This window comes from Thiobacillus sp. (assembly GCF_013693775.1).
Taxonomy (GTDB): Bacteria; Pseudomonadota; Gammaproteobacteria; order Burkholderiales; family Thiobacillaceae; genus Thiobacillus.
Genome location: NZ_CP059257.1, coordinates 2,524,797 through 2,550,431 on the forward strand (window position 1 = coordinate 2,524,797; position 25,635 = coordinate 2,550,431).

General features: G+C 64.2%; 30 protein-coding genes. 9 read left to right on the top strand and 21 right to left on the bottom strand.

Features of this window, described 5'->3' with window-relative positions; all coding sequences use genetic code 11:
• Positions 1-115 precede the first annotated feature (115 nt).
• From HZY77_RS12455 to gtfA, 5 genes are all read left to right on the top strand, one after another.
• On the top strand, positions 116-1,306 hold the full coding sequence (locus HZY77_RS12455; RefSeq protein ID WP_296815225.1) for an NAD(P)H-dependent glycerol-3-phosphate dehydrogenase: 1,191 nt from the start codon (positions 116-118) through the stop codon (positions 1,304-1,306).
• Positions 1,299-1,754: an HAD family hydrolase gene (locus HZY77_RS12460; protein WP_296815228.1), complete on the top strand. Its 456-nt coding sequence runs from the start codon at positions 1,299-1,301 to the stop codon at positions 1,752-1,754. Before HZY77_RS12455 ends, HZY77_RS12460 begins: the two co-directional genes overlap by 8 nt.
• Positions 1,727-2,089 (top strand): HAD family hydrolase, encoded by a 363-nt coding sequence (locus HZY77_RS12465; RefSeq protein ID WP_296815230.1) that lies wholly within the window; start codon positions 1,727-1,729, stop codon positions 2,087-2,089. Before HZY77_RS12460 ends, HZY77_RS12465 begins: the two co-directional genes overlap by 28 nt.
• Positions 2,046-3,551, top strand: a complete 1,506-nt coding sequence (ggpS, locus tag HZY77_RS12470; protein ID WP_296815233.1) for a glucosylglycerol-phosphate synthase — start codon at positions 2,046-2,048, stop codon at positions 3,549-3,551. The genes HZY77_RS12465 and ggpS overlap by 44 nt, the downstream gene beginning before the upstream one ends.
• A gap of 67 nt (positions 3,552-3,618) precedes the next feature.
• Complete coding sequence (gtfA, locus tag HZY77_RS12475; RefSeq protein ID WP_296815237.1) at positions 3,619-5,061, top strand: sucrose phosphorylase; 1,443 nt, start codon at positions 3,619-3,621, stop codon at positions 5,059-5,061.
• A gap of 41 nt (positions 5,062-5,102) precedes the next feature.
• Here gtfA and HZY77_RS12480 read toward each other — a convergent pair whose 3' ends face one another.
• The gene (locus HZY77_RS12480) at positions 5,103-6,338 is read right to left on the bottom strand and encodes a diguanylate cyclase (protein ID WP_296815241.1); all 1,236 of its coding nucleotides are present in this window, start codon (positions 6,336-6,338) and stop codon (positions 5,103-5,105) included.
• 300 nt (positions 6,339-6,638) lie between these two features.
• Here HZY77_RS12480 and msrA point away from each other — a divergent pair, with 300 nt between their 5' ends.
• Positions 6,639-7,304, top strand: coding sequence for a peptide-methionine (S)-S-oxide reductase MsrA (gene msrA, locus HZY77_RS12485; RefSeq protein WP_296815245.1), 666 nt, complete (start codon positions 6,639-6,641; stop codon positions 7,302-7,304).
• Positions 7,305-7,339: 35 nt separating this feature from the next.
• The gene (gene msrB / locus HZY77_RS12490) at positions 7,340-7,825 is read left to right on the top strand and encodes a peptide-methionine (R)-S-oxide reductase MsrB (protein WP_296815248.1); all 486 of its coding nucleotides are present in this window, start codon (positions 7,340-7,342) and stop codon (positions 7,823-7,825) included.
• A 25-nt stretch (positions 7,826-7,850) separates the two neighbouring features.
• Here the strand turns inward: msrB and HZY77_RS12495 are convergent, their stop codons facing one another.
• From HZY77_RS12495 to HZY77_RS12505, 3 genes are all read right to left on the bottom strand, one after another.
• A complete protein-coding gene (locus tag HZY77_RS12495) occupies positions 7,851-8,177 on the bottom strand; it encodes a hypothetical protein (protein ID WP_296815251.1) in 327 nt (108 codons plus the stop codon).
• 4 nt (positions 8,178-8,181) lie between these two features.
• Positions 8,182-8,838 (bottom strand): glutathione S-transferase family protein, encoded by a 657-nt coding sequence (locus HZY77_RS12500; RefSeq protein WP_296815254.1) that lies wholly within the window; start codon positions 8,836-8,838, stop codon positions 8,182-8,184.
• 96 nt (positions 8,839-8,934) lie between these two features.
• A complete protein-coding gene (locus tag HZY77_RS12505) occupies positions 8,935-9,882 on the bottom strand; it encodes a DUF5996 family protein (RefSeq protein WP_296815258.1) in 948 nt (315 codons plus the stop codon).
• 154 nt (positions 9,883-10,036) lie between these two features.
• Here HZY77_RS12505 and egtB point away from each other — a divergent pair, with 154 nt between their 5' ends.
• Positions 10,037-11,323 carry an ergothioneine biosynthesis protein EgtB gene (egtB, locus tag HZY77_RS12510; protein WP_296815261.1) on the top strand — a complete coding sequence of 429 codons (1,287 nt, stop codon included), beginning with the start codon at positions 10,037-10,039 and terminating at the stop codon, positions 11,321-11,323.
• Between the two features lie 72 nt (positions 11,324-11,395).
• Positions 11,396-12,286 carry an L-histidine N(alpha)-methyltransferase gene (gene egtD, locus HZY77_RS12515; RefSeq protein WP_296815264.1) on the top strand — a complete coding sequence of 297 codons (891 nt, stop codon included), beginning with the start codon at positions 11,396-11,398 and terminating at the stop codon, positions 12,284-12,286.
• On the opposite strand, the gene HZY77_RS12520 is transcribed toward egtD, so the two are convergent.
• The 17 genes from HZY77_RS12520 to HZY77_RS12600 all read right to left on the bottom strand — a co-directional run bounded on the left by HZY77_RS12520 (position 12,283) and on the right by HZY77_RS12600 (position 25,574).
• Positions 12,283-13,425, bottom strand: a complete 1,143-nt coding sequence (locus tag HZY77_RS12520) for an aminotransferase class V-fold PLP-dependent enzyme (RefSeq protein WP_296815268.1) — start codon at positions 13,423-13,425, stop codon at positions 12,283-12,285. The genes egtD and HZY77_RS12520 overlap by 4 nt on opposite strands.
• A 34-nt stretch (positions 13,426-13,459) precedes the next feature.
• The gene (nhaA, locus tag HZY77_RS12525) at positions 13,460-15,310 is read right to left on the bottom strand and encodes a Na+/H+ antiporter NhaA (protein WP_296815270.1); all 1,851 of its coding nucleotides are present in this window, start codon (positions 15,308-15,310) and stop codon (positions 13,460-13,462) included.
• Between the two features lie 15 nt (positions 15,311-15,325).
• The gene (locus HZY77_RS12530) at positions 15,326-15,592 is read right to left on the bottom strand and encodes a UBP-type zinc finger domain-containing protein (RefSeq protein ID WP_296815274.1); all 267 of its coding nucleotides are present in this window, start codon (positions 15,590-15,592) and stop codon (positions 15,326-15,328) included.
• Positions 15,593-15,602: 10 nt separating this feature from the next.
• On the bottom strand, positions 15,603-15,938 hold the full coding sequence (locus HZY77_RS12535; RefSeq protein ID WP_296815277.1) for a hypothetical protein: 336 nt from the start codon (positions 15,936-15,938) through the stop codon (positions 15,603-15,605).
• Between the two features lie 847 nt (positions 15,939-16,785).
• Positions 16,786-16,989 (bottom strand): hypothetical protein, encoded by a 204-nt coding sequence (locus HZY77_RS12540; RefSeq protein ID WP_296815280.1) that lies wholly within the window; start codon positions 16,987-16,989, stop codon positions 16,786-16,788.
• An 894-nt stretch (positions 16,990-17,883) separates the two neighbouring features.
• Positions 17,884-18,579 carry a PEP-CTERM sorting domain-containing protein gene (locus HZY77_RS12545; protein WP_296815283.1) on the bottom strand — a complete coding sequence of 232 codons (696 nt, stop codon included), beginning with the start codon at positions 18,577-18,579 and terminating at the stop codon, positions 17,884-17,886.
• A 285-nt stretch (positions 18,580-18,864) separates the two neighbouring features.
• Positions 18,865-19,020, bottom strand: coding sequence for a hypothetical protein (locus HZY77_RS12550; protein WP_296815286.1), 156 nt, complete (start codon positions 19,018-19,020; stop codon positions 18,865-18,867).
• A complete protein-coding gene (parA, locus tag HZY77_RS12555) occupies positions 19,017-19,655 on the bottom strand; it encodes a ParA family partition ATPase (RefSeq protein ID WP_296815289.1) in 639 nt (212 codons plus the stop codon). Before parA ends, HZY77_RS12550 begins: the two co-directional genes overlap by 4 nt.
• A gap of 50 nt (positions 19,656-19,705) precedes the next feature.
• Positions 19,706-19,930, bottom strand: coding sequence for a 4a-hydroxytetrahydrobiopterin dehydratase (locus tag HZY77_RS12560; protein WP_296815292.1), 225 nt, complete (start codon positions 19,928-19,930; stop codon positions 19,706-19,708).
• A complete protein-coding gene (locus HZY77_RS12565) occupies positions 19,923-20,372 on the bottom strand; it encodes a ferritin-like domain-containing protein (RefSeq protein ID WP_296815295.1) in 450 nt (149 codons plus the stop codon). Before HZY77_RS12565 ends, HZY77_RS12560 begins: the two co-directional genes overlap by 8 nt.
• Positions 20,373-20,385: 13 nt before the next feature.
• Complete coding sequence (locus HZY77_RS12570) at positions 20,386-20,727, bottom strand: BMC domain-containing protein (RefSeq protein ID WP_296815297.1); 342 nt, start codon at positions 20,725-20,727, stop codon at positions 20,386-20,388.
• Between the two features lie 53 nt (positions 20,728-20,780).
• Positions 20,781-21,080 carry a BMC domain-containing protein gene (locus HZY77_RS12575; protein WP_081616722.1) on the bottom strand — a complete coding sequence of 100 codons (300 nt, stop codon included), beginning with the start codon at positions 21,078-21,080 and terminating at the stop codon, positions 20,781-20,783.
• 34 nt (positions 21,081-21,114) lie between these two features.
• Complete coding sequence (locus tag HZY77_RS12580; RefSeq protein WP_296635355.1) at positions 21,115-21,414, bottom strand: BMC domain-containing protein; 300 nt, start codon at positions 21,412-21,414, stop codon at positions 21,115-21,117.
• Positions 21,399-21,719 (bottom strand): carboxysome peptide B, encoded by a 321-nt coding sequence (locus tag HZY77_RS12585; RefSeq protein WP_296815301.1) that lies wholly within the window; start codon positions 21,717-21,719, stop codon positions 21,399-21,401. The genes HZY77_RS12580 and HZY77_RS12585 overlap by 16 nt, the downstream gene beginning before the upstream one ends.
• Position 21,720: 1 nt before the next feature.
• Positions 21,721-21,978, bottom strand: a complete 258-nt coding sequence (locus HZY77_RS12590) for a carboxysome peptide A (protein ID WP_296815304.1) — start codon at positions 21,976-21,978, stop codon at positions 21,721-21,723.
• Between the two features lie 9 nt (positions 21,979-21,987).
• Entirely contained in the window at positions 21,988-23,505 is a 1,518-nt protein-coding gene (locus HZY77_RS12595; protein ID WP_296815306.1) for a carboxysome shell carbonic anhydrase, read from the bottom strand.
• Positions 23,506-23,585: 80 nt separating this feature from the next.
• The gene (locus HZY77_RS12600) at positions 23,586-25,574 is read right to left on the bottom strand and encodes a CsoS2 family carboxysome shell protein (RefSeq protein ID WP_296815308.1); all 1,989 of its coding nucleotides are present in this window, start codon (positions 25,572-25,574) and stop codon (positions 23,586-23,588) included.
• Positions 25,575-25,635 lie beyond the last annotated feature (61 nt).

Below are 25,635 nucleotides of genomic sequence, written 5' to 3' on the forward strand. Positions count from 1 at the left end.
CCGATACCCGGGCGTCAGGGCTGCGCGAATTTGTGCAGTTCACCGAGCGTGCCAACCCTACGTTGGCCTTCTTCCAACGAGCGTGCCTCACCGCCGCCCCGATTTTGGAGACTTCATGCCTGACATGTTCCAAGGTTTCGACCCCATTCCACCTGCTTCGAGCCCCCGGCATCCGCCCCTGGCTTGTGCGGCCGTACTGGGCGCCGGCGCCTGGGGCACTGCCCTGGCCAGTGCCTTGCAGCGCGGCGGCATCCCCACCTGGCTGTGGGCGAGGCGCCCGGAAATCGCCGAGGCAATTCACAACCGGAACCATCATCCACACTGTTTACCGGAGATCGATCTGCCGTCCGGCCTGGGTGCAACACACGATCTGGCGCATGCCCTGCATGGCGCGCAACTGGTCATCCTGGCCGTGCCGTCGGCCGCGACGCGGGATACTGCGCGCAAAGCCGCAGGGCTGATGACGCCCGGCACGGTGGTGCTGACCGCCAGCAAAGGGATCGAGCAAGGGAGTGGAGCGCTGATGACCCGTGTGTTGGACGAGGAACTGGGCAAGATCATGCTGACCGGATCGATTGGCGGACCGAGTTTTGCCGACGAGGTGGCGAGTGGCAAATCCACCTTGTTGACCCTGGCCATGCCGGCACTGGCGCGTAACCATGCGCAATACCAGGATGCGCAGCGTGTCGCGGGCAGCCTGATGCAGGAGCTTGCACGGGCCGGCGTTACGCTGGAACTGACTTCGGACGTCATCGGGGCGCAGGTGGGCGGCGCCCTGAAGAACATGGTTGCCATCGCCTGTGGCATGGCGACGGCGCAGGGCATGGGCGAAAACGCGCGTGCCGGGATCATCACCCGCGGGCTCGACGACATGCGCCGTCTCACCCAGGCCATGGGCGGCCGCGTCGAGACTCTGTTGGGATGCAGCGGCGTGGGCGACCTGTTCCTCACCGCCGCATCCGAACAATCGCGCAACACGCGTCTGGGAATGCGGCTCGGACGGCCGGGGGCTCANGCCCTCGACGCCACTGGCGAACTGGCCGAAGGCGCCGTCAGCGTGATGTCGGTGCAGATCCTCGAACGCAAATTCGGCCTGCGTCTGAACGTGGCGGCCGCCGTGCGCGATGTGTTGCAGCAGCGCGTTCCGGTCGAACAGGCCTTGCAGCGTCTATTGCACGACACCACGCGGAGCGCGGTGGCACCTGCGGCACGCATGCCTCGCCCACGCAGCCTCAAGTCAGGGATCGGACGCGGCAGCGAAACGACGCGGCCTGTCATGCAGCCCTGGAGCCTCAGCTATGTGTAAGGCGGGCTGCGGTGCGCCGCGGACCGTCCTGGCGACCGACCTTGACGGCACTTTTCTAGGCGGCAGCGCCGCACAGCGCACCACGCTGTATGACTGGATTGCACGACGGCGCGACGAGATCGTGCTGATTTTCGTCAGCGGGCGCGGCATCGACTTCATGCGCGGGCTGGCCGACGAACTGCCGGTACAGCCCGATCACATGGTTGGTGATGTGGGCACCAGCGTCGCCTGCGGACCCGCGTACGAGCCGCTGCCGCACCTGGAGCAGTGGTTGGACGCCAACTGGCCGGCCGATGCGCACGCGCGCATCGGCGCGGCCATGCAACAGCATCCGGGGCTGAGCGAGCAGCCGATCGTCGGGGACGTCGCCGCTCCTACTACTTCAAGGATCACGCCCATGCGACGGCCGCCCGGCACGACGTGCAGCGGCTGGGCTTCGATGTCCTGATCTCGGACAACCTGTACTTCGACGTGCTGCCGCGCGGCGTGCAGAAAGGGCCCACCCTGCTGCGCACCCTGCAGGCGCTGAACCTGCCTGCGCACCGCACCCTGGTGGCCGGCGACACGCTCAACGACCTGTCCATGTTCGACACCGGGCTGGCCGGCGTGGCCGTGGGCAACCGTGAGGCCGCGCTCGACACGGCCATCCAGCAGCATGGCAACGTGTACCGCAGTCCGCATCCGGGCGCGGCCGGCGTGCTCGACGCACTGCAGCGTTTTCACCGAACGGAGGACTCCCATGGCTTCATCACTGGTCATCGTCTATCACAGACAACCCTATGAGGAGCATGTCGTCGGCGGCAGGACCGTTCTCCGGGAAAATGCCAGCCCCAACGGCATCGTGCCCGCGCTCAAGGGCTTCATCGGGCAGACCGAGCGTGCGAGCTGGATCGCCTGGAANAAGGCACCAGCCGGCAAGCCGCCGAAATTCGAACGCCGCATCACCGTGGAAGACGGTTATGGCAGCTACGAAGTGGTGCGCCTGCCGTTGACCAGCGAACAGATCAGCCAGTTCTACCATGTCACCTCGAAGGAGGCGCTGTGGCCGATTCTCAACAGNTTTCCCTCGTTGTACTCCACCGAAAATTGCGACTGGGCCACCTTCCGCGAAGTCAACCGCCTGTTTGCCGAAGCGGCCTGCGAGGAAGCCGCGCCCGGCGCCGTGGTCTGGGTGCACGACTACAACCTGTGGCTGGTGCCGACGTTCGTGCGCGAGATGCGTCCCGATGTGCGCATCGCCTTCTTCCATCACACGCCGTTTCCGCCGGCGGATGTCTTCAATATCCTGCCGTGGCGCGACGAGATCATCGACAGCCTGCTGGCCTGCGATCTGGTGGGCTTCCACATTCCGCGCTACGCGCGCAATTTCGTCGCCACCGTGCAGTCGCTGCGCCCGGTGGAGGAGGTGGTCGAGCGCGAGGTATCCGATGAATTGCGTGCCACTGGAACGGCACTGTCCGAACCGGTGACGCCGGTGTCGATCCGGTGTGGCGGCAGACAGATCCGGATCGACGCCTTNCCCATCGGCACCCACGCCGAGCTGATCCGCAAGACGGTGCAGCAGGACGACAAGCTGGCGCAGGTCACGCAAATCCGGCGTGACATCCCGCAGGAAAAGATCATCGTCTCGATCGGCCGCGTCGATTACGCCAAGGGCACCCGGGAAATGCTGATGGCCTACGAACGGCTGCTGCAACGGCGCCCCGAGCTGCACGGCAAGGTCAAGCTGCTAGTCACCGCCGTGGCCGCGGCCGACGGCATGCGCGCCTACAAGAAGGCGCAGCAGTCGATCGAGCAGCTGGTCGGCCGCATCAACGGGCACATCGGCACCCTGTCGTGGCAGCCCATCCTGCTGTCGACCACGCCGATGCCGTTCGCCGACACGCTGTGCTACTACCGCGCCGCCGACATCTGCTGGATCACGCCGCTGCGCGACGGCCTCAACCTGGTCGCCAAGGAATTCATCGCCGCCCACGTCAACGAAAGCGGCGTGCTGGTGCTGTCGGAATTCGCCGGTGCGGCGGTCGAGCTGCAGGACGCGGTGCTAGTCAATCCCTACAGTCTCGTCCAGATGGACGCTGCCATCGACCGCGCGCTGGACATGCCGCGTGAGGAACAGCGCGTACGCATGCAGCGCATGGATGCACTCATGGATCGTTATGACATCGGGCACTGGACCGGCCATGTGCTGGCATTGTTCGAACAGCTCCGCCTGCAGCCCGCCGACAACCGCGCGGCGGCCTGACGCTCGGGCCGCCCGCATTTCCTGTTCGCCCCGTGCCTGCGCAAGCACTTCACCCGAGGATCCTCCCATGACCCTGCGCAACCAGGTCCAGCTGATCGCTTATCCCGACCGGATGGGCGCCAACCTGGCCGAACTGTCTATCCTCATCGACCGGCACTTCTCGAAGGCCATCGGCGGTGTCCATATCCTGCCGCCGTATCCGTCGAACGCCGACGGTGGATTTTCGCCGCTGACGCACAAGGAAATCGACCCGAAGTACGGTACCTGGGCCGACATCGAAAAGATCTCTGCGCGCTTCGATCTCTGCCTCGACCTGACCCTGAATCACATCTCCGACGAATCCGAGGAATTCAAGGACTTCGTCGCCAAGGGCTACGATTCGGAGTACGCCGACCTGTTCGTGCACGCCGACCAGCTCGGGCCGATCTCGCAGGACGACTTGGCGCGCATCCACATCCGCAAGGAAAAGGAACCGTTCCGCGACGTGAGCTTCGCCGATGGCACGAGTGGGCGCGTCTGGTGCACCTTTACCGAACACCAGATCGACCTCAACTACAACTCGCCCAAGACTTACGCGCTGATGGAGGACGCCATCAAATTCCTCACTGCGCGCGGCGTGAAGCTGTTCCGCCTCGACGCGTTCGGCTACACCACGAAGAAGATCGGCACCAGTTGCTTCCTGGTCGAGCCGGACGTCTACGACATCCTCAAGTGGATCGACGGCGTGGCGCGTGAACATGGCGCGGAGACCCTGCCCGAGGTGCACGACCATGCCAGTTTCCAGTACGCCATCGCGTTGCACGGCATGCATCCCTACGGCTTCGCGCTGGCGCCGCTGCTGCTGTATTCGCTGTTCGACGCCAACAGCGTCTATCTCAAGCAGTGGCTGCGCATGTGTCCGCGCAATCAGCTCACCGTGCTCGACACGCATGACGGCATCTGCATCCCGGATGTCGAGGGCGTGCTGCCCAAGACCGAGATCCAGGCGGTGATCAACAACGTCAGCCAGCGTTCGGCCGATCCCATCCTGCGCCGTTCCGCCGCCAACGTGCACAGCGTTGGCGCGATCTACCAGCTCACCTGCACTTACTACGACGCGCTCAAGCGCAATGACGACGCCTACATCGCCGCGCGCGCGATCCAGTTTTTCGCGCCGGGCATCCCGCAGGTCTATTACGTCGGCCTGCTCGCCGGCAGCAACGACCAGGAATTACTGGAAGCCACTGGCGAGCAGCGCGACATCAACCGCCACCGCTACAGCGCGGCCGAGGTCGACGAGGCCGTGAAGTCACCCGTGGTGCGGCGCCTGCTCAAGCTGATGGAGTTCCGCAACAGCTATCCTGCGTTCGACGGCGTGTTCCACCTGATGTACTCGAACGACAGCAGCGTGGCGATGTGCTGGCGCAACGGTGAATGGCGCTGCGAGCTGTTCGTCGACCTCAACTTCAAGAAGGCGACGATCGGCTACGTGGACGTGAAATCCAGACGCTGGCTGAGCATGCGCTGCTAGGGTATGGGGGACCCAGGCGGCCTGATGGCTGCCGCACGGTTTTATGCAGGCTGGGCGTCGGCCTGGCGGAACGTGCCCTTGCCGTCACGTTTCGCGGCGTAAAGTGCCGCGTCGGCTTTCTTCAGCAGGGCATCCAGCGTGTCGCCGTCCTCGCAGCACATGGCGATACCCACGGAGGCGCCGATGTGGGCGCTGGCCCCGCCCGCCAACGGGATAGGTTGCCGCAGGTTGTCCACCACGCGGCGTGCCACCTCGCGCGCGGCTTCCGTATCGTCGACCTGAACCAGCACGATCACGAACTCGTCTCCGCCAAAGCGGGCGATCACGTCCGCTTCGCGGAGCAACTGCTTCATCCGCTGGGCCGCTGTCACGAGCACCGTGTCGCCCGCCGCATGCCCGTGCTGATCGTTGACGGCCTTGAAATTGTCCAGATCGACAGCCAGCACTGCCATCTGCGTCCGCGCGCGCGCGCCGGCGATCATATGTCGCGTGTTTTCCTGCAGGAAACGCCGGTTGGCAAGCCCCGTCAACGGGTCGCGCAGGCTGAGTTGCCGGATCGTCTGCTCGGCATGGATACCTGCCCGGATCAGACGAACGGTTTCCCGGTACAACCCGAACAATGCCAGGCCTGTCCATAATCCAGCGATTCCCAGCAGTGCCGACGACAGGCTTTCGCCATGGACGCGTGCCGCTTCGCGCGTTTCCAGCTGATTCAGCTCTTCCCGCTCGGCTTCGATCAGAATGCGATGGATTTGTTCGATGGCGGATTTGTCGAATCCGCCCAGTTCCTGTCCGGGCGGCAGGGTGCCGCNCCCAGTCGTGCCCTGTTGCAGCGCGCTGAATCCGGTTTCCAGGGCCGCCTGCAAGGCCGGCAGGGGAGCCAGGCGAGCGGCCTGGGGACCGTCGTTTCCGATCAAGGCAATCAGCTGTCCGGCACTGGGGCACGATGATGGGCGGCAGATCAGGCTGGGATCGAGATCGGTGCGGTTCTGCGAATCGGCATACTGGCGGACCGCATTGTCCAGGTTGAGCAGGTAGGTGCGCAGCGCGTTGATGTAGGCGATGACCTGGCGCGTGTGCTCCACCGAGTGGACAGCCTCGGCCGAACGCTGGTATTGGTAGAACATCATGGCAAACAGGATCGTGATGATGAGCGCGAAGATCAGCAGGCCCTTCTGGAGCACCTGCCTGAAACCGGCGAAGACGGAGCTATCGATATCGGCAAGCGCGGGCAGGGTGCCCGAATTCATTCCCAGTGCTGCGGCAAGACGGGACATCAGGGCATTCGTGTTCTGGCGCATGAAAGACAATCCGGGCAGAGGTGCCCATTGGGGTAGCAAGGTTACAGAAAGTTCTCGGGTAACGGCCTGAATACTAGCGGGCCATCGAGCCAGATCAACCGGTATTCGTGCGCACTGGAGCCTGTCTGCAGGCGTGGCCAAGGAAACCATGTCCCCGGATACGAGGTCGAAAGAAAGCTGATTCCCCAAGGACGCTGGTCAAGGATAGGATGAAGCCATGGCGTCCCGGCATGCGCGCCCGGCTGATCTTCCGAATCGAAGCAAAGGAGATGCATCATGAACCGTCTTGTTGCTGCAGTCATCGCATCCATCCTGGGCATTGCGCTGGCAGGGGGCTCGTACGCGTCGCCCGCCACGCCTTTGCCCGATCCGGCCGTCGACACCCCGCTCGCCGGCGTGAGCGGCATGCAGACGGCTGTGCTGGCCGGCGGATGCTTCTGGGGAATGGAGGGTGTGTTCGAGCATGTCAAGGGCGTCACCCGGGTGGTGTCGGGCTACGCCGGCGGCAACGCGGATACGGCCACGTATGGCCAGGTGAGCAGCGGCCGGACCGGCCACGCCGAATCGGTGCATATTTTCTACGACCCCGCGCGCATCAGCTACGGGCAGCTCCTGAAGGTGTTCTTTTCCGTCGCGCACGATCCGACGGAATTGAACCGGCAGGGGCCGGATACCGGCACGCAATACCGTTCGGCAATCTTCTATGCCAACGCCGACCAGAAGCGCGTGGCCGACGGCTACATTGCCCAGCTCCAGGCAGCGGGCGTGTTCAGGCGCCCCATCGTCACCCAGGTCGTGCCGCTGAATGGGTTCTACGATGCGGAGGCCTACCATCAGAACTATCTGGACCGCCATCCCAACCAGCCGTATATCGTCATCAACGACTTGCCGAAGATTGCCGCGCTGCGACAACAGTTCCCGGCCTGGTATGTGGACAGATAGGTTGGAGCGAACCGGTTCGGACGAGGTGAACCATCATGGACAGACGAACATTCATCAAACTGACGGCCAGCGTGCCGGTGCTCATGCAGCTCGCGCTACCCGGGCCGGTATGGGCGGCGGAACGCATCGACCGGCTGGTTCTCGGCAACGCCGAGTGGAAGAAGCGGCTTACGCCGGAACAGTTCGACATCCTGCGCGAGGAGGGGACCGAGCGGCCCTTCAGCAGTCCGCTCGACCATGAAACGCGCAGCGGCCTGTACGTGTGCGCGGCCTGCCGACTGCCGCTCTTCCCCTCCCGGTTCAAATACGACAGCGGCACCGGCTGGCCCAGCTTCTACGATGTGCTTCCGGGACACGTGGAAACCAAGACCGACCTGAAACTGCTGTTGCCGCGCACCGAATACCACTGCGCACGCTGCGGCGGCCACCATGGCCACGTCTTCAAGGACGGGCCGAAGCCCACCGGCCTGCGCTACTGCAACAATGGTGCGGTGCTGACGTTCATTCCCGACAAGGCGTGACCGTGGCGCTCGTGCAGCATCCGGATCACGCCTGCCATACCCCGTATCCGGCTTCACGGAAATCGATCGCCAGCTCAACCTCCAGGGTGCGGGCGTTTTCATACGACAGCAGACCGTAGAGCTCATAAAGCTCAGGCAGCAGGCGCAGGCCGTATTCCTTGACGAATCGGTTGGACTGGATGCCGGCCTTGTGCTTGTCGAATCGTATATCGGGATCCAGCCCCGTCATCCCGACATAGAGACAGGGCTTGCCCATGACATAACCGGGGTTGGCTTTCTTGAACCGGCCTTCGTAAAGCACATCGTTCGACAATTCGATCACATAGACGTGATAGTGGTCCCGGCGTCCCATTGCCTCATTCGTCGCGTTCGAATGCCGCGATGCGTTCAGTCTCCGCCACGCCGTCTGTCACCCATTCCTGCAACGCCGGCAGCGCCAGCACTGCCGCCGCATAGTCGCGCGCCGCGCCTTCCAGCGCCACGCCATAGGTCTGGAAGCGCAGCACCACCGGCGCATACATCGCATCCGCAATGCCGAAACGCCCGAACAGGAAATCGCCGCCAGCGCCGAAGCGCGCGCGGCACTCCGTCCAGATCGCCAGGATGCGCGCGACATCCGCCAGGCATTCCGGCGTGCGTCCCTGGCCCGGGCGCCGTGCCCGGATGTTCATCGACATGTGCTCGCGCAGCGGAAAGCCCGCGTGCATCTCCGCGCTCACCGCGCGCGCCACCGCCCGCGCCGCTGCGTCGAGCGGCCACAACTGCTTGTCCGGAAAACGCTCGTTGAGGTATTCGCAGATCGCCAGCGAATCCCACACCCGGAGGTCGCCGTCATGCAGTGCCGGCANCCTGCCCGAAGGCGACCACGCCGCCAGTGCCTCGGTCGACCCGGNGGTGTACAGCGGGATGCGCACTTCCTCGAAGGGAATGCCTGCCTGGCGCAGCAGCAGCCAGGGCCGTAGCGACCAGGACGAGTAGTTCTTGTTGCCGATGACGAGGGTAAGCGATGGCATGACAGATCGATCCGGAATGAATGTGGATGGAACGCAAGGCTATTCGGGTGACGCGCGGAATCGGCCGGGCCTTGCGAGTTGTTCGGTTGGACATTATCAGGCTGGGCCGATCGAATCGCCATCCCGTTCGAGCGATGCGCGATCCCAGGCGCCCAGGTCGGCCGCAGCGTCATAAGTCGTTTGCAGGAAGGCGAGCAGTGCGTCGTCCGGTGCCGCCGCCTGTCGCACGGCATCGTAGGGCAGGATGAATTCGCGAAGCTCGGTGCTGTAGAAGGCGGCAGCGGGCTCGACCTTCGCCTTGGCGTAGCCTGCAGGTTCCGGGTAGGCGTAGGAATAGAACGCCGCATAGGGAATCGGGCCGCCGCCGGGCCAGAATCCGCCACTGCTGACTTCGTGCGAATACGCTTCCCTCGTCACCCAGTCCGGCAGGTTCGGAATGCCGCCGGGATGCCGTGGGGCCGGTCGCCCGGAAAAACGTGTCACGGCCAGGTCTGGCGCCCNCCAGAAAAAATGCACCGGACTGCACTTGCCCATGAAGCGCGTGCGGAACTGCTTGAATACCCGGTCCGCCTGAACCAGGACCTGCCAGAACCGGGCGGCAAACTCCGGATCGTAGGCACAGTGCGTTTCGTCCTGGTCGAAGGGTTGGGGGTCGGCGACTTCGCAAGGAAGAAGGTGAAGTTCCACATGCAGCTGGAGCGCATCCAGTTCGGCCATCAGGCGCGCATGGAACGCGGCCACCGATTGCGCCTGGAGCGAGAAGGACGCCATTCCGCCATCGCTCGACTGTATCGTCAATCGATGCGCGATGAAGTCGAAATCGATCTGGAACGTCCGGGTGCCATACGGGATGGAGGTGGTGGTGAGGCCGCGCGCCGTCACAACCAGCGTGACATGCCAGGCATGGTTGACCCAGGGGCTTTGCACCAGCCGGATCTTGCCGACGATCTGGGTCCACAGGTGCAAGGTTGCATAGGTGTCGCGCCAGGCCTCAAGCGGCAGGCTGGGCCAGGGTTCCGTATGGGAGGCGGTCTGTATGTCCATGATTTCCCCTCGAACTTTACAAGCGCAAGTGGCCAACTATGATCCTAGTAGACTATGCGTCGCAGTGTGTGCACCGGAGGGCCATCCAGACAGGCCCGGCACGGGACAAAGACCACGCGATGTTCTGACATTCAAGCAGGCAAACCAAGGAACCATGGTCATTCCCGACTCAATGCCGGCATCGCCGGATGAACAGCGCAGCTTTTGGTCGAACGCCTATCTGAACGTGCGACAGCAAAGCGAAGCGCTATGCGCACCGTTGACGCGCGAAGACCATGTGATCCAGACCGCCCCCGAGGCCAGCCCGGCCAAATGGCATCTGGCACATGTGAGTTGGTTCTTCGAGACCTTCCTGCTGAAGGCCTATCTTTCGGGCTACGCGGAATTCCATCCCGTATTCGGCTATCTGTTCAATTCCTATTATGAGCAGATCGGAAAATTCCATCCCCGCCAGGAACGCGGATTTCTGTCGCGTCCGGACGTCGACGACATCATCCGTTACCGGGCGCATGTGGACGAACACATGCTGACCCTGCTGCAGCGTGCCGGCGGCGACGTATGGCCGGTCCTGGAGCAGCGGCTGGAGATCGGCCTCAACCACGAACAGCAGCATCAGGAATTGCTGCTGACCGACATCAAGCTCAACTTCAGCGCCAATCCGTTGCGTCCCGCCTACCGCGACGACCTGCCCGAAACCTTACCTGCCGCTGCGCCGCCCTTGCACTGGATCGCGCTTCCCGGAGGCATCCACGAGATCGGCCATCAGGGTAGCGGCTTCGCCTACGACAACGAAAAGCCCCGCCACCGGGTCTATCTGAACGCGTTCCGCCTGGCTTCGCGCCCTGTGACCAACGGCGAGTTCCTCGCATTCATGCAGGACGGCGGCTATGACAATCCCGCATTCTGGCTCTCCGACGGCTGGGCGACGTCGAGGCGCCTGCACTGGTCGAGCCCGCTGTACTGGGAATCGCAAGACGGGGCATGGCGGCACTTCACGCTCGGCGGGATGCGCCCGCTGAACCTGGAGGAGCCGGTCTGTCATGTCAGCTACTACGAAGCGGATGCGTATGCTGCCTGGGCAGGCAAACGGCTGCCTACGGAAGCCGAATGGGAAATCGCGGCGCGCGGAGTGGCCGTTGGCGGCAACCTGCGCGACAGCGGCAGGCTGCATCCGGCACCCGCACTGCCAGGGGAGGGTCTGCTGCAGATGTACGGCGACGTGTGGGAACATACCGCCTCGCCTTATCAAGCCTATCCAGGCTTTCGCCCACCGCANGGCGCGCTCGGCGAATACAACGGCAAGTTCATGTGCAACCAGATGGTGTTGCGCGGCGGCGCCTGTGTCACCGCCGCCGACCATGTTCGCGCCAGCTACCGCAACTTCTTCTATCCTCATGATCGCTGGCAGTTCCAGGGAATCCGGCTGGCGGAGGACGCATGATGGAAACGGCGCTTCCGAATTTTCACTTCCATGATCTGCATCCCGAGCCGGAGGACTTCCATTCGGACGTCATTGCCGGACTGCGCCAGACCCCGGCAGCTGTCGCCCAAATTCTTCTACGATGAACGCGGATCGCAACTGTTCGACGCCATCACCCGGCTGCCGGAATACTACCCGACGCGTACCGAAATCGATCTGCTGCAGCGGCATGGCGAAGACATGGCCGACATGCTGGGCAACGACGGCCTGCTGTTCGAGCTCGGCAGCGGCAGCGATACCAAGATACGCGTGCTGCTCGATGCGCTGCAGCCCCAGACCTATGCGCCGATCGACATTTCGCGCGAGCCGCTCCGATTGTCCGCAGGGGCCATCGCCGAGGACCATCCAGAACTGGAGGTGCATGCGATCTGTACTGATTATTCAAAGCCGCTCGCGCTTCCCGGTGTCGTCGCCGCGAAGCGGCGGTCAGCCTTCTTCCCCGGTTCCAGCATCGGCAATTTCGATCCTGGCCAGGCCTGCGATCTGTTGCGGCGCATCGCCAACATCATCGGCCCCGAAGGCCGGTTGCTGATCGGCGTCGATCTCAAGAAAGCCCCGTCGCGCCTGCATGCCGCCTACAACGACAGCGAGGGTGTCACCGCGCAGTTCAACCTGAACCTGCTGGCGCGGATCAACCGCGAACTGGATGCCGATTTCGACCTCACGGCCTTCCGCCATGAAGCCTTCTACAACGCGCAACTGGGTCGGATCGAGATGCACCTGATCGCCACCGTACCGCAGCGCGTCCGGATCGACGGTTGCTGCTTCGAATTCCAGGCCGGCGAAAGCATCCATACCGAGAACTCCTATAAATTCAGCGTCGAGGAATTCCGGACACTGGCGGCACAAGCCGGGCTGGCCAGCCTGCGCGTATGGCAGGACGACGACGCGCTATTCAGCGTTCATTGCCTGCAACCCGTCTAAACGGAAATAGCCTCTGCCACCGCGGCAACCGCAGCCGACAATTGCGCCTCGGTGGTGTAGAAGTGCGGCGAAAAGCGCACGCCGCCGCCGCGCTGGGCGCAGATCACGTTTCGCGCAAGCAGGTGCGGGTGCAGGTCTGCCGCGTCGATGCGGCGATGGCGGAAGCTGACGATGCCGGCATAACGTCCGGGCTGGCGCGGGGTGAGAATCTCGACGCCGGGCAGTTCGCCCAAGGCCTCCATCAACCAGGCGCTGTTTTCAAGCACGCGCGCCGCCACCGTCGCCATGCCTACCTCGGCCAGCAGCGCAAGGCTCGCGCTCAGGGCATGGATACCGAGCATGTTGGGGCTGCCGCATTCGAAGCGGCGGGCGCTCGCCGCGGCCTGCCAGTCGTGGCGGGAGAAATCCAGAGGGTGTTCCACCATGTGCCAGCCGTACTGCCTGAGCCGTAGCCGATCCCGGACCTCGGCGCGGGCGTAGAACACCGCGCAGCCCTCCGGCCCGAGCAGCCATTTGTGGCCGTCGGCCATCGCGAAATCCGCGCCGCAGGCCTGGACATCCAGCGGCAGCGCGCCCAGGCTCTGGATGGCGTCGATGCAGAACAGCACGCCGCGCGCGCGGCAGTATGCGCCCAGCTGTGCCAGATCCAGCCGCAGTCCGCTGGCGTACTGCACCGAACTGATCGCCAGCAGGCGGGTGCGCCCGTCCATGCACGCGTCAAGCGCCTGTTCGGGCGATGCGCCGCGCGCCAAGTCGACGCAGCGGGTTTCCACGCCTTCGTCCTGCAGCGACTGCCAGACGATACGGTTGGAGGGGAATTCCTGGTCGCTGATGACCACGTTGTCGCCCGCACGCCAAGTCAGGCCATGCGCCACGACGGATAGCGCTTCGGACGTGTNTTTCAGGAGTGCGATGTCGTCAGCGGAAGGGGCGTTGAGCAGGCTCCGGCATTGTTCGCGCAAACGGGTTTCCGTTTCCAGCCAGCGCGGGTAATCGCGCCCGCCCTGATGCAGGTTCTCCTCGGCAAAGCGTTTCACCGCCTCTGCCGTACGCCGCGGCCAGGGCGACACCGCCGCATGGTTGAGATAGATCAGACCGGGATCGAGCGGAAATTCATCGCTGAAGTCGCTGGGATGCATGTCGGCTGCGGAGGTGGATGTGACGGAAGCCAGTTTATGCCGCTTGTGTTGTTCGTGCCTGCGTGCGCCAAAGCATCGCCACGCCGAGCACGGACGACAACACCGAGGCGGCGAACACCGCGATCTTGGCGACGGCAAAGTCGCCGGCAAGCGNGAACGCCTGCCCGGCGATGAAGAGCGACATGGTGAAGCCGATGCCGGCCAAGGTTCCGGCGCCCGCGAGCTGCCGCCAGGAATACGCCTCGGGCTTGTGCGCGAGCCCGAGGCGAACGGCCAGGGCGGACGCCAGGATGAAGCCCAGCGGCTTGCCGACGGACAGGCCGGCCACGATGGCGAACACGAGCATGCCGTGCTGGCTGAACACATCCGTGCTGATGGGGACGCCGGCATTCGCCAGGGCAAAGATCGGCAGCACCAGATAGCTGGATCGCGGCGCGGCATTGCGCAGCATGCGGCCCGCCGGGGATTCCAGTCGATCGTGGATCGCGTCCAGCGCCTCCAGTGCGGGGGCGGACGGCCCGCGGCGGAATTGTTCGCCACGGTGCCGGGCCTCGGTCGTCAGGATCGCTTCGGCCTGCATCGCGAGGGTCGTGTAGTCGGGCGGCGGACGCGTGGGGATGAAGGCGGCCAGGATGACGCCGGCCAGCGTGGCGTGGAGGCCGCTGGCCTGCACGCAGGCCCATAGCGCAACCCCGGTCAGCATGTAGGGCAGGACACGATAGATTCCCGCTCGGTTCAACAGGGCCAGTACGCCGGTGAGGGCGGCTGCGGCGGCGAGATAGCCGGCATGCAGATCGCCGGAATAGAAGATGGCCACGACGAGAATGGCGCCGATGTCGTCGACGATGGCCGCCGCCGTCAGGAAGATGCGCAGCTCCACCGGCACGCGGGCGCCCAGCACCGCGATCAGGGCCACGGCGAATGCGGTATCGGTCGCCATCGGCACGCCCCAGCCAAGCGACCACGGGCCCGTCGGGATGAGTGCCAGGTAGATGAGCGCCGGCACTGCCATGCCGCCGATCGCGGCCGCGATGGGCAAGGCGGCCGCGCGGCGGCTGGCCAGGTGGCCGACGGTGAATTCGCGTTTGATTTCGAGCCCCACGACGAGAAAGAAAATCGTCAGGAGCGCATCGTCGACCCAGTGCAGCAAGGACATCCGGAAGCCGGTTTCGCCGAAGGAAAACCCGAATCCGGTGTGCCAGAAGGCTTCGAAATCGGCACCCAGCCGGGAATTGACGAGGACCATGGCCAGGATGGAGGCCAGCAGCAGCAGGATGCCGGCCGACGGCGCCCAGCTCGCGAAGCTCAGTGCGGCCGTGCGAACGCGATGCCCGAGCGAGCCCAGCATCGCATCGGTAAAGGAACTCTCGTCCCAGGGCCCATCGTAGCGGCGCCCGTTGATGAAAAACGTCGGCGTGTAGCGCACGCCGCTGGCCTGTGCGCTGTCGATGTCGCGCGCCACGCGCTGTCGCGCCCGTTCGGCCACCTCGCGCGCCGCGTCGGCATCCAGCCGTGTCAGGCCCAGCGTGTCCGCCACCGCCTGCAAATCGTCCTCGGTCAAGTGCGGCGATCGCGTCATCAAGCTCACGTGCGCGTCCCAAAACTGCGCATGGTTCGTGGCCGACTCCGCCAATTCGGCCGCAGGCCGCGCGATGTCGCTGCCGATCAGCGGCCGATGGCGGAACACGTAGCGCAGGCGATCTCCCAGCTGGTTGCGGACTTCGGTAATGCGTTCATTGGCCGCCCGGCAGTGCGGGCACGCGTAGCTGCCGTATTCCACCAGCGTGATCGGCGCCTGCGCAGGGCCGAGAATGTGGTCCAGCTCGTCGTCGACCGGGCGGTCGAGGCGTACGCCCGTTGCCGCGAAGTCCGAGGCTTCGGTCATCGGCTCGCGCGTGGATCAGTAATCCGCGAAAGCGTCATCCGGATAGCAGTACAGCCAGCGCTCCCCGGGCTCCGCCGACGCAATCACCGGATGACCGCTCATCTGCGCATGCCGGGTGGCATGGCGGTTGGGCGAGTTGTCGCAGCACAGGGTTGTACCGCATGTCTGGCAGGTCCGCAGGTGGACCCAGCTGTCGCCCGTCTTGATGCATTCCTCGCATACCTGGTTTTTCGCATGCTTGACGGCCGTGATCGCGCCGATATGGTCGCAGGGGTCTGCCATGGTTTCTCCTTTATTCGTGAAGGACTTGATGTACGAACGAGACTGAAATCGATCCCTCGCCGGCAGCGGATGCTACCCGCTTGATATTGCCGGCGCAGATGCCGCCGGCCGCAAATACGCCGGGTACGCTGGTTTCGAGCAGGTGGGCGCGCAGCCGAGCGGCCAATGGGCCGCAGAATGATGCGCCGCCTTCCGGAAACATTTCTTCAGGGTAGAGCCTGCTGCAACAATTTCCACTTGGTGTCATCACTTTCATCAGACGCTGAAGCGACCGTGTCAGGTGGCCACGCTGCTTCCCGGGAAGGCGCTCGTTCAGGCATTCACAGATCGCCAGCGAATCCCACACGCGGAAGTCGTTGTCATGCAGCGCCGGCTGCTTGCCCGAGGGCGATCATGTCGCCAGTGTCGCGGCCAACTTGGCCCGGCACAGCGGAAGGAATACACAAAGCAAGCTACGACAGCTGAGGCAGAGTGTGAAAGTCCGCCTTCGACCCGTAGCGGTCCTTCGGGTTGGTCGTGCCGATGTCCGGTTGTCGGCCTTTGCTGCCGGTGGTGTTGGCTGAGTTAAACGTCCGGTATCGCACAGATTACTGACGTTGACGGGGTGGGCTGATTGAACGTCCGCTTCCGTCGTCGTGAGGGACGGCACCCGACCCTGAAGGGCCAGTCAGACTGGCCGCCACCTAGGTCCGGTCGTCGCCCGAAGCAGTCATTCGCGGCCGATCGGCTACCTTTGGCATGGTTGTGCACGAGAGCATACATGCTCGGCTAAAAGTGTTTAACGATGGATGGCATCGTAAATGAATGCATTCTGGCTAATCGTATTTCCAACATTGGCACCACATGCGCGTTTATTCGCACTGTCAACCACATAGGTCTGTATGCCCAGGATGGCGCCTGAGCGGCGATCTGTCAGAGTGTTTTGGTAACGTATGGCCCCTGTATGCATGGGCGTTTTATGCAATTCACTAGGTTTGTCGACATCGATGAAAGCCAGAATATCCGCACTTAAAGAGTCGATACCGTAGAAAGGCTGTTGTGAACTGAAATCGGGAAATGGATGTAGGGGGCGTTAGCGGCATCACCGACAGGAGGAGCACGAAACTCAGGAGCGGCAGGATCTATCACAGCGTACCCGGCACGTGGAGCGCGGCTTTCTGTAAAATCAAAAACTGGTATCTTACTTGAATCTTCTAAGGGACGTTTGCGTTCAGCAAAGCCGAGAATACGACCTTTTCGTCTAGTTCAATCAGCCTATCGACTTGGCTGAGCGAGCCCAAACGCTCTGGATTCCAGTCATAGGCTATAGAACGCACAGGTGCCACAGGTTTTTCCAGGAACTGGACGCCGACGCCTTTGCACAGAGTTTTGAATTCGTCATTTGCTTTGTCAGTCATGGTGAGTGGTTCGCTCGGGTCAAATAACACGGGCAGCATTGACAAAACAGGCGGAATAACTGCCCAGGCAAGAAGCTTCTTAGGTAAATAGAGGGGGCTAAAGTACTTTGTCCAACCAAAGCAGTCAGCTCGCCGACTGCTGCAACAAATGACCACAAAGCCAAAACCAAAACAATTGGCAACGCATAAAGGCCAATTACGAACATGAGGGCGCTCGCGCCTTCCCATGGCCATATTTTTGACCCACAAGATATGGAAGAAAACTTAGGGCTGCCCATGCTAGCCACATAAGGTTTATTCCTAGCGATGTGGCAACGCGCCGACGAGCCACGATTCTCGTGTGCAGGCCTGTCATCCAAAAATCATCATCAGAACGGATGCGAGTAGCCATAGATCAATCCCAAGTCGCATAACCTGAACAGCCAATGGTGATACATCTGTCAGGCTGCTGTCTGAGAGCCACGGCAAGAGCAGCCACCGTGTGGGCCTCAGCAACTGAGTAAAGCCAACAAATGAGCCAATGCTGTTCAGGAGAGCCGCAAGACCTAGTGCCAGACTCACAAGTCGCCATTGTGACGGCCTAGTCCTATTGCCCTGCTCTTGATGGTCTTCCATATTCATCTTCCCGAGCTCCCTTTCTACAAAGGGGTCATCATATAAGTAGGTTCATGCGGCCCACCAATACAGGTTGATCATTGACCGCTCAGAGCAAATAACAGACGCTCGGCCTGCTTCCCACCAGTGTCCGCTCTTGGCCGATCTCAGCCATCCACCGCCCGTTACTCGACTACCGCTTCATCCCTTCCGCATCCGCCTATCCATCCGCGAGCATCCTTGCCCGGGCACAAAAAAGGGAGCCGAAGCCCCCATTCTTGTCCCGCATGTTCGTCTGGATCAGGCTGCGGCCTGTTTCCGTCGCCGCATCGCAAGCCCCACCAGGCCCAATCCAGCCAGCATCATGCCGTAGGTTTCGGGCTCGGGAACGGGCAGCAGCGACGGGTCGGTCAGCGTGACGCCGGTCAGCGCAAAGTCGACGAAGAGCGACAGGTTGTAGGTGTCGTAGCCCTTCAGTGTGGAGGTATTGAAGCCGCGGTAATCAGACAGGGTGGTGCTGTAGGAAAACGTGTTCGAGTAACTGCCTGACGCGTCGAGGAAGACCTGCGGCCCGTCGTTGCCGTCGAGCATCGGGGTGATTTCCAGGTCGGCGCCGGTAGCCCAGGTATTGGCCAGCAGCTTGAAATTCAGGGCGTCCAGGTCGAACACACCGCCGTCGACGCGCCGGATCGTGATTTGTGCCGGCCCGGTTACGGGCCCGCTGGTGACCGCCTGCGCATGCAGCCCGGTCGGCCACTGGACGATTTGCGTGCGGCCGATCGGGGTGGTCAGGCCGACGCCGCCCGTGAACAGCTTGTCGAGCGTGTAGGTGAACAGATAGCCCTCGGTGCTGATCGTGTCGGAGGTCGTGCCCGACGCGACCAGCGTCATCGTCTGCGAAGCGTCGAAGAATGTCGTGGTTACCGCGTGGACCGGTACGGGCAGGAACAGCGCGCAGAGCGAGGCGGCTGTGGCGAGGGCGAGTTTGCTGGGCATGGTGGCGAGTCAGTTTGATGAGGGTAGGCCGGTATCTGGGCCGGCGACAAACCCTATCAAACGATATGCCGATCTGCAATGACAATTGCTGTCCGGTCGTCCGGTAACGGACGGTGCGGCGTTCTTTGCCGGTCTATCCGGGCCTGCATGCCGATGACGCGCGGCAGGGCAGGCATGGCGGTTCAATCATTCGCAGACAAAACCGCGAACCGATACAGGGCCAGTGGTGGGCGGGCGAGGGCCTGGAACTGCAGCCGTAGCTGGCCCGGCGGTCCGGCGGGCGCCTCAATCCGGCCAGATTCGGTCCGGATGCTTCGGCGGCGGCGCGGGTTTGGGTGCGGGCGATGCGGCCTTGCGCGGCTCGGGTTTCGTGACGGCGCTTTCCTGTTGCGCTTTCACTTTGCGCATGCCGGCAGCGAGCTTGCTGGATGTCTTGTTCATGATTGCAATAACTCCTCGATCAGGGCTTCAACTTCGTGGGCGGCTGCCTTGCCGCGGTGTCCGAGCCCATACACACTGGTGCCTTCCACTGCGGCGCTGCGGTAGGCGGCGCGCCGGGCGAGACCGGCGCGCAGCGCGGGGAATTCCAGCTCCGCCAGCGCTTCGTGCATGAGGCGCGAAAGCACATTGCGGCTGTCCAGTTGGTTCAGCACGGCGAAGGCCTTGAGCTGGGGATTGCGCTGGCGCGTGTTGTGAACCGCGGTGGTGATGTCTATGCTCGCCCAGAGATCCACGGGCGAAGGTTGGATCGGGACCAACAGCACATCCACGTTGTTCATAACGTCGCCTACCATCGTGGTCCGCAGCGTCGGGGNGCAGTCGATCACGACGTAGCGGTGGCCGCGGGCGCCCTGTGCGATGCGCGCACACACGTCATCCTGTGCCACCGCCTGAACGGCGGGCAGCTGTCCGCCCTTGCCGCTCATGGCCGCCCACTGGCTGATCGAGGCCTGGGGATCGGCATCCAGCACCAGCGTGCTGGCGCGCCGCTGCAGGCCGGCGGCCAGATTGAGCGCCAGGGTCGTCTTGCCTGTGCCGCCTTTCTGGTTCACGACCGCGATGCGTAGACCAGACATGGGCGATCAGGTCGCCGATGCGAGCAGGCCGTCGATCTTCTGGGCCAGCGCTACGCAGTCGGGTCCGACTTTCTTGCCGTCGGCGTCGATGGTGACGCTGACATAGGTTTTCCGAAACTCAGGTTCGGATACAGTCCGGCTTCCTCGGCGAGCTTGGCGACGCCGTCCAGGAAGCGACGCGTCTCGGCATAGGTCTCGAATTCGAAACGCCGGGTCAGCATCGGCGGCAAATCCTGCCGCTGCCAGTGTGGAATGGGGTTGTTGTCTTCAGGCATAACGTTGTTCCTTTTCGAGCAAGTCAGCCTCCATCTTGCCGAGCTCGTCGAGATGCATCAACTCGTCTTTCAGAATGCCTGCAANAAGACCGTGGTGACCAAAATCACGCACCCGTGCACAGTAGGCAGCAGCTTCCTCGTATAGCCGAATCGCCTCGACTTCCAGTACGCGATCGATGGCGATCATTTCGCCCAGGTTGCGGCCAAGCCGTACCGGCGGAAGTTGGGTGGCGTTGGGCGTGAACCCGAGTCTGAGCAGGGCGTCCATCAGACTTTGCACGTGGCCGAGTTCCTCGGTGACGTCCTGGTGAAAATGCGCACAGTAGTCAGCCAGGTTCCACAGGTCGCAGAGCCTGGACTGGGCCATGTATTGCTGTACTGCGGCCATCTCATGCTCCAGTGCCCGGTTCAGATACCCCAATAGCCGTGGATCGATTGCCATGCAGTCCCCTTTGCTAAGCTGCGATACAGGTCACGTCGCCGTCGCGTCCCGCCCCACCTGCGCTGGGCTGCGTTGGCAGGATGTGCTCCACTTCGCCGTGCACGCGGGCGATGATGTGGGCGGCGATCAGGCCGTCGCCCACGCGCTCGCAGGCATCCGCGCCGGCACGCACCGCCGCGTTCACCGCACCGGTTTNCCCGCGTACGAGGACGGTAACGTAACCGCCGCCGACGAACTGGCGGCCGATCAGCCGCACTTCCGCTGCCTTGGTCATCGCATCCGCCGCCTCGATGGCAGGGACCAGTCCGCGGGTTTCGATCATGCCCAGCGCGATGCCGGTGTTCGTGCTGGTCATGATGTCCCCTTTGCCTCGACCTTGTCCACCATCATGTCCATGATGGTGTCCGATCAGGCAGCAGCAGCGGTGGGGAGGATGTTCTCCACCTCGTTGTGGACGCGGGCGATGATGTGGGCGGCGACCAGGCCGTCACCCACACGCTCGCAGGCATCCGCGCCGGCGCGAACTGCGGCGTTGACCGCACCGGTTTCACCACGCACGAGAACGGTGACGTAACCACCGCCGACGAACTGACGGCCGATCAGGCGCACTTCCGCCGCCTTGGTCATCGCGTCAGCTGCTTCGATTGCGGGAACCAGACCGCGGGTCTCGATCATGCCCAGGGCAATGCCAGTCATACCAGTAGCCATTTTCTCTCTCTATTGCAAATTGCGTTCAATCAAATCAGGCGGCTGCGGCGGCGGGGAGGATGTTCTCCACCTCGTTGTGGACGCGGGCGATGATGTGGGCGGCGACCAGGCCGTCACCCACACGCTCGCAGGCGTCGGCGCCGGCGCGAACTGCGGCGTTGACCGCACCCGTCTCGCCGCGCACCAGCACGGTCACGTAACCACCGCCGACGAACTGGCGGCCGATCAGGCGCACCTCGGCGGCCTTGGTCATGGCGTCGGCGGCTTCGATCGCCGGCACCAGACCACGCGTTTCAATCATTCCCAGGGCGATGCCCGTCATTGCGTTTGCCATGATGTTTCTCCTTTACANNCGGTTAATGAAACTGCCTTGCTTGCCTCGTGGTGCTCATCCACCACATTCCACTGATCGATGATCCCGAGGATCGTCAAATCGGTAAGAATCCTGTAATCGCCGGCGCCATAGCGGGCGGCCGAGCCGCCGGCGGTAAATACCCATTTCCCTTCCGGCACGCCGACCGGATCCACCGCCACGGCGAGCGTGCCTTTGGCGTCGGCCAGCACGCGCAGCGACGCGTGAAAGAGGCCGGGAATGCGCCGCGTGCACACCAGATCCGACACCACGCGCATGATCTCCATTTCAATGCTCCTGGTGCTGCCAGTGATCGATGATGCCGATGATGGTCAGGTCGCTCGGGAAGTCCTTCGCGCCCGCCGCCTCGCGCGCCGCCGAGCTGCCGACGCAGATCACCCAGTCGCCCGGGATGCAGCCCACCGCGTCCACCGCCACGCTGCGCGTGCCGCCGGCCTTCTCGCGCACCACCAGCAGAGGGCGATGGCCCATTTCGCGTACGCGGTTGGTCGAGACCAATGTTTNTTCCACTTGCATGATCTTCATGACTTCACCTCAATGCCCATGCGAATTGGTTTCGATGTCCGTCACGTCTTCCTGCATGCTGTCAGGCTGTTTGGCCTGCACGGTCATGCCGCAGAACAGCAGGCCTTCCCTGGCCAGAACCGGGTAGCGCGTCTCGATCGCGGCCTTGATCCGGCGGCAGCGCGCCACCGCACGTTCGCGCGAACCCGGCACCTGCTCGTCGTAGCGATAGTGGATCGCGATCGGGATCGGCAGGCCGTGTACCACGTTCAGCTTGCTGAAGATCTTGATGCCGACGTCCATGTCCGCCGCGCCTTCCTCGATGGTGTGCAGATGGCCAAAGTAGGCGAGGTTGCGCAGATGCAGCACATCGAAGCTGTCGCCGATGTTGATGAAGCGCTCGGCGTGGCCCACGTCGGCGTAACGGCCGCCGTGCTGGGCACAGACGTAGTCGATCTGCGACAGATTGTTCGTGAGCAGGCGCTCGATCAGGCTGCGCATGCCGGTTTCCGGCGCGCTGCGGCCGGTCTCGCGCACGGCTTCGTCGATCGCGGCGCCGAGGCGCCAGCGCGCTTCGGAGGCGGCCATGCCGGCGGTCTGCTGATAGATGGCCTGGTTGTCGACGAAACAGTTGACACTCATCTCGCCAGCGGTATCCGGGACGTGGATCCTGATCGCGTCGTTGTCGGTGTCCACGCCGATCAGCAGCGTCGCCACCGAGGCGCCGCAGCAGAAGCCGTTCTCGATCGCGGTGCGGAAGGCGGCCAGGCGGTCGAGTGCAGCCTGGGCGGCCTTGCGGTCGTCGCTGCCATGGGCCGCGCAGCCTTCGTGGTGCGGATCCGAACTGCTGAAGTGATAGACGGCAACCTTGAGATAGCGGGTGCCGGCGTCCGACAGCGTCGGCACGCCCTCGCGGAAGCGGCGCAGCTCGATCTCGGTCCACTGCTTGACGTTCAGTTCGACGTCGAACATGGCGCCGGCGTAGGACTTACGGCGCACCGCCTGGTTCGGCAGGCGCAGCACGAACTGAAGCAGGCCCTTCAGACGACCATCGGCGCAGGGGCTGATGTCGACTTCGTGGAAGCCGCATTCGATGAAGAAGCGCTGCATGGCATCCGCTTCGGCGTGGCCGTTCCAGCGCGCCGCGTAGTCCCGGGCCAGCGCGTGGTAGGTCTGCAGCACGCTGTGGCCGTAAAGCTTGCGCATGTCGAGCGTAGTCACCCAGGCGTCGGCGAGCACCGTTTCGGGCAACTCGAAACCGAGGCGTTCGCGTGCGATCTGCTGCGCGCGCTGCTCGAAGCCTGCCTCATGCTGCTGCGCGGCAATCTCCTTGAGCGCCGGCACGATGGCATCGAAGCGGGCGCGAATCGTGCGCTCGTAGTCGGCCAGCTCGGCATTGCGCGCCACGTCGATCAGCGAGTGCGCTTGCGGCGCGCACGCGCTCGTCACGCATTCGCCGCTGCGTTCCTGCATGCCGGGCGGGCAGAAGCTCGGGCGCTGCGGCCAGCTCGGCAGCGTGGTCGCAGCCGGTGCGGTCCGCATCGCCATGCCCGCCGGGGCGGGTTGGCGCGCGCATCGCTTCGAGACGTTGACGGGTGTTCATGCTGGATCGTCCTCGCTATGCGCGCTCAGCCCCGGGCGCCGCCGGACACGGTGATCGCCGCGCCGCCGTTGGCATTGCCGCTGCTGCCGGTGATGCGGCTGGCAGCCGGTGCCGGGCGCTCGACCTCGCGGTTGTCGCGGGCGGTGGTGCCGTTGCCGCGCGGATCACCACGCAGGGTCGGATTGCGGCGCTGTGCCGAACGGCCCTCGGTGCCGGTCACACGGTCGCCGCGATCCCAGGCGTCGCCGGTAATGCGGCGCTCGCGGCCTTCGCCGGTGATGCGCTCGGGCGCGGCTTCGTCCGACGGCTGGGGTGCAGCGGGAACGGCCACGGTGTCGGTCTCATCGCGGTAGCGGAATTCCGGCGTGCCGGATACCAGGCCGGTGGCGCGTGCCAGCGGACCGGTGATGCGTCCGCCGACGCCGTAGGCGCTGCCGGTGATGCGACGGGTCTCGCTAGCCTGCGCGGCGCGTGCCGGCGACACCACGGAAAAGTCGCCGGTGCGGTTGCCGCCCTGGCCGGCGTCCATCGCGTTGCCAGTGATGGATGCCGGCGCCTGCGAGCCCTCGGGGCCGCGGCTGCGGTAGGCCTGTGCCATGGGCGGACGGCCGCAGGCGGCCGCGGTCTGGCTCTCGCCCTGGTAGGGCGTGCCGCTCACCGGCTGGCAGGTGCCGCGCTCGTTGCCGGTCATCTTGTCGTCGGGCCCCGGCTGGATGCCGGTGAGGTCGGCGTTGCGGCCGAGGCGGGCGCGGTTGATCGCTTCCGCCGCGGTGCGCGCCGCGCAGAACTCGGCGTACTGGTCGGCGCCGATGTAGGCGGTGCCGGTCACCGGCTTGCAGGCGCCGTGCTCGTCGCCGGTCACCTGCGCCGAACGGCCGACCTGGGTGCCGGATACGTCCTGACCCTTGAGGGTACGCGACACGCCCACCTTGGCCGGCGACTGGTAGGGCTCGGCGCGGCAGAAGGACTTGAATTCTTCGGTATTGATGTAGTCGGAACCCGTCACGCGTGCGCAGGCGCCCGGCTCATCGCCGGAAAGTTTCGATGAGCGACCCGGTAGGGTGCCGCTCACCATTGCGCCAGCGCTCGTGCGACGGGTTTCCACCTTTTTGGNGCCGTTGCCCTCCGCGGCGGGGCGCGCCAACGCGTCGGCGTAGGCGCTGCCGGTGATGTGACGGGCCGCACCGGACTCGCCGCCCGTCACCGTCACGGTGCGGGCGAGGTCGCTGCCGGACACGGCATTGCGCGCCGCCGTCATGCCCATCACCGCCTTTTCCGGGCGCGGCTCTGGCGCCGTGCCGCAGAATTCGCCAGCCTGCTCGGCGGCGAGGTATTCGGTGCCGGTCACGCGCTTGCAGGTGCCGGTCTCGTCGCCGGTCACCCGGGTGCTGCGGCCGACTTCGGTGCCGGTCACGCGACGGCCGCGGCTGGTGCTGGTCGTGCCGACCTTGGCCGGCGCCGGCTCGGGCAGGATTCCGCAGAGGTCGCCGAACTGTTCTGCTCCCACGTATTCGGTGCCGGTGATGGCGCGGCAGGAGCCGGACTCGTTGCCGGTGACGCGCGAGGTGCGCTCGACCTGGTTGCCGGTCACGGTGCTGCCTGCGAGCGTCGTGCCGATTTCCACTTTCGGCGGTTCGGGCTTGATGCGACCGCAGGGGCGACAGGGCGGCGCGTCGCCGCGGCCGCGCTGCGACTGCTTGATGCGACGCTGGCGCACGGCGGAGACCGGTGCCAGCGCCACGGGCGTAGCCGGACGTGCTTCCTCGACGCGCGCGGAAANAGTCTCGCCGTGCTGGCAGCCGCAGTTCGGTGCTTCGGCAGGTGCCTCAGCGGCGGTTGGAGCGGGTGCGCGGGCGCGCGCAGCCATCCGGGCTTCGGTCGCGCTCTTGGGCGCTGCGGTCGGGCCGGCCTTGAGTGCACCTTTCCCGTGGAGGGAGAGCGCCTGGCGGCGGGCGATGGCCGCTTCCCGGCCGCTCAGGCGTTCGGCCGTGGCGGTTGCTGTCGCTTCACTCATAATCTGGTTTCCTTATGCATCAGCGGTTGATCATTAGGGTATGGCGTCGGACTGTTGTGCC

Bases quoted from the DNA above. Each gene is read 5' to 3' on its own strand.
- HZY77_RS12460 (WP_296815228.1), top strand. From the start codon at position 1,299: ATGTGTAAGGCGGGCTGCGGTGCGCCGCGGACCGTCCTGGCGACCGAC.
- gtfA (WP_296815237.1), top strand. From the start codon at position 3,619: ATGACCCTGCGCAACCAGGTCCAGCTGATCGCTTATCCCGACCGGATG.
- msrA (WP_296815245.1), top strand. From the start codon at position 6,639: ATGAACCGTCTTGTTGCTGCAGTCATCGCATCCATCCTGGGCATTGCG.
- msrB (WP_296815248.1), top strand. From the start codon at position 7,340: ATGGACAGACGAACATTCATCAAACTGACGGCCAGCGTGCCGGTGCTC.
- HZY77_RS12495 (WP_296815251.1), bottom strand. From the start codon at position 8,177: ATGGGACGCCGGGACCACTATCACGTCTATGTGATCGAATTGTCGAAC.
- HZY77_RS12530 (WP_296815274.1), bottom strand. From the start codon at position 15,592: ATGGCAGACCCCTGCGACCATATCGGCGCGATCACGGCCGTCAAGCAT.
- HZY77_RS12540 (WP_296815280.1), bottom strand. From the start codon at position 16,989: ATGACTGACAAAGCAAATGACGAATTCAAAACTCTGTGCAAAGGCGTC.
- HZY77_RS12545 (WP_296815283.1), bottom strand. From the start codon at position 18,579: ATGCCCAGCAAACTCGCCCTCGCCACAGCCGCCTCGCTCTGCGCGCTG.
- HZY77_RS12550 (WP_296815286.1), bottom strand. From the start codon at position 19,020: ATGAACAAGACATCCAGCAAGCTCGCTGCCGGCATGCGCAAAGTGAAA.
- HZY77_RS12560 (WP_296815292.1), bottom strand. From the start codon at position 19,930: ATGCCTGAAGACAACAACCCCATTCCACACTGGCAGCGGCAGGATTTG.
- HZY77_RS12575 (WP_081616722.1), bottom strand. From the start codon at position 21,080: ATGGCTACTGGTATGACTGGCATTGCCCTGGGCATGATCGAGACCCGC.
- HZY77_RS12580 (WP_296635355.1), bottom strand. From the start codon at position 21,414: ATGGCAAACGCAATGACGGGCATCGCCCTGGGAATGATTGAAACGCGT.
- HZY77_RS12595 (WP_296815306.1), bottom strand. From the start codon at position 23,505: ATGGCGATGCGGACCGCACCGGCTGCGACCACGCTGCCGAGCTGGCCG.